The sequence below is a fragment of the Vibrio sp. 378 genome (assembly GCF_033339435.1).
Window position 1 is genome coordinate 1 of sequence record NZ_JAWOUO010000274.1, and the last position, 888, is coordinate 888.

Here is an 888-nt window from a genome sequence, read left to right on the forward strand (position 1 = left end):
TTGCAAGCTTCATCAGCTGTCTTGTATGGGCCATGAACTTCTATTTCACCACAGCGACCACTTGATAAGAACCAGTCATCAACTTTAAAACCGTGTAGCTGATTAAGTTCCTGCACTGTATCTTTGGTTACGTTCGACACCATGCACGTTGGTTCTGCATCTTGCTCATTCAAGTAACCGAACAACTGGATTGGATATTCCATTATTTCTCTCCAACTTTCTGAGCTAACAAGATCTTTGAACCGCAACTGACTTTATTTATCAGTTCAAGCTGGCGTTCTTGAAGCTCTGATACTAACTCTGCTGGACATGAGCCAGTGTTTAAGAACACGGTTATATCAGATAAGCAACCTAACGATTCCTTCAAGTCTTGGTCTGTAAAGTTCATAGCTCAACCTCCATTTGAGTCAGCTTCATGCCGTACTTTTTAAGTTCCAACTTGCCATAGTTGTTCACAATGAAGCTTGAACTATCAACTGTATAGATACCTACTTTGTATGGACTTTCATCTTTTTCAAGTGACAACTTCATTTCCACTGGGAACTTACCACCTAGATATGCATAAGCGATTTGTTCGTAGATAGTTCTTGATGGTTTGTCTTCTTTGCCTGGTATTGTGCGTGTTTCTATTTGCTCGTGTTCTGGGAAGATTTCTACTTTTAACATGCGTTGTTTTCCTTAAGCTGCGTATGTTTTGAACGGTAATATGTTTGATTGTGCTGGTTTTGGTAGCTGATACCATGACGGTGCTGTTAGTGATTGAACATCTATTACTTTTGAACGTCTCAGTGTCGGGCACATACGTGTTACATCGAACTGTTGCCCCACATCGATGCCGATTTTTTTCAAGCGAGCCTTGTGTTCGTAGAACTGAGAACGATTTAAAGT

The 888-nt window shown here is 40.5% G+C and carries 4 protein-coding genes; all 4 read right to left on the bottom strand.

What is annotated here, in order from left to right; all coding sequences use genetic code 11:
• Positions 1-203: hypothetical protein (locus R7Q48_RS25660; RefSeq protein ID WP_318132983.1), on the bottom strand; the 203-nt coding region annotated here is incomplete at its 3' end.
• Positions 203-388: a hypothetical protein gene (locus tag R7Q48_RS25665; protein ID WP_023625060.1), complete on the bottom strand. Its 186-nt coding sequence runs from the start codon at positions 386-388 to the stop codon at positions 203-205. The genes R7Q48_RS25660 and R7Q48_RS25665, both read right to left, overlap by 1 nt.
• Positions 385-666 carry a single-stranded DNA-binding protein gene (locus R7Q48_RS25670; protein WP_023625061.1) on the bottom strand — a complete coding sequence of 94 codons (282 nt, stop codon included), beginning with the start codon at positions 664-666 and terminating at the stop codon, positions 385-387. The genes R7Q48_RS25665 and R7Q48_RS25670 overlap by 4 nt, the downstream gene beginning before the upstream one ends.
• Positions 667-678: 12 nt before the next feature.
• Positions 679-888: phage/plasmid replication protein (locus R7Q48_RS25675; RefSeq protein WP_318132985.1), on the bottom strand; the 210-nt coding region annotated here is incomplete at its 5' end.

What these genes read in the sequence shown, in the direction of transcription:
- R7Q48_RS25665 (WP_023625060.1), bottom strand. Translation starts at nt 388, where the DNA reads ATGAACTTTACAGACCAAGACTTGAAGGAATCGTTAGGTTGCTTATCT.
- R7Q48_RS25670 (WP_023625061.1), bottom strand. Translation starts at nt 666, where the DNA reads ATGTTAAAAGTAGAAATCTTCCCAGAACACGAGCAAATAGAAACACGC.